The sequence below is a fragment of the Kitasatospora sp. SC0581 genome (assembly GCF_048159585.1).
GTDB lineage: Bacteria > Actinomycetota > Actinomycetes > Streptomycetales > Streptomycetaceae > Kitasatospora.
Window position 1 is genome coordinate 1 of record NZ_JBLRWA010000345.1, and the last position, 305, is coordinate 305.

Annotated in this window: 1 pseudogene; it reads left to right on the forward strand. The window is 69.5% G+C overall.

Annotated elements, in window-relative coordinates:
• Positions 1 to 305: pseudogene (locus tag ACLWS4_RS38395) on the forward strand (phospholipid carrier-dependent glycosyltransferase); the annotation flags it as partial.

Here is a 305-nt window from a genome sequence, read left to right on the forward strand (position 1 = left end):
TGCCGGCCTTCCTCTCCACGGTCGGCGCCGCCGCCCTGGTCTACCTGCTCTCCTGGACCGGATGGTTCGTCAGCAGCGGTGGCTACGACCGGCAGTGGGCCGACGGGCAGCCGTCCTCCTGGGTGCCCGGAGTGCTGCGCAGCTGGTGGCACTACCAGCAGCAGATGTACGACTTCAACACCGGCCTCTCCACCCCGCACACCTACCAGTCCAACGCCTGGAGCTGGCTGGTCCAGGGCCGCCCGGTCTCGATGTACTGGCAGCAGGTGCCGAACGGTCAGCAGGGCTGCACCGACCCCGGTGGC